At 52.5% G+C, this 373-nt stretch carries 1 protein-coding gene; it reads left to right on the top strand.

Annotation, left to right across the window (positions count from 1 at the left end):
- A partial coding sequence (locus SB775_RS27790; RefSeq protein ID WP_486360706.1) for a GltB/FmdC/FwdC-like GXGXG domain-containing protein occupies positions 1-373 on the top strand: 373 nt, incomplete at both ends.

The raw sequence follows: 373 nt of genomic DNA, 5'->3' as shown, positions 1-373 counted from the left end.
GAAGGCGATTTGGCGGATGTGCTTGCTGCCTTGCTGCCATGCTATTGGCTGTATTACGAAATCGGCGAACGCTTGAAGAGCGCCACGCCTGAGGAACCGATTTTCCAGAAATGGATCGGCACTTACGGTTCTGAATGGTTCGGGGAACTGGTGAATGAACAGATTGAACGCATGGACAGCCTGGCAGAAGGCTTGCCGGAAGACACAATCACTTTTAATTTCCAAGGTTCAGCCGGGCAAAGCTTCGGCGCCTTCATCCCGAGAGGCATGACGCTGAAACTGATCGGCGATTCCAACGACTTTGTCGGAAAAGGATTATCGGGCGGCAAGATCATCGTCAAACCGGCGGTGGACTCAACCTTCCTTCCTGAAA

This window comes from Peribacillus sp. SIMBA_075 (assembly GCF_046534585.1).
This window is presented reverse-complemented; position numbering and strand designations above follow the sequence as displayed.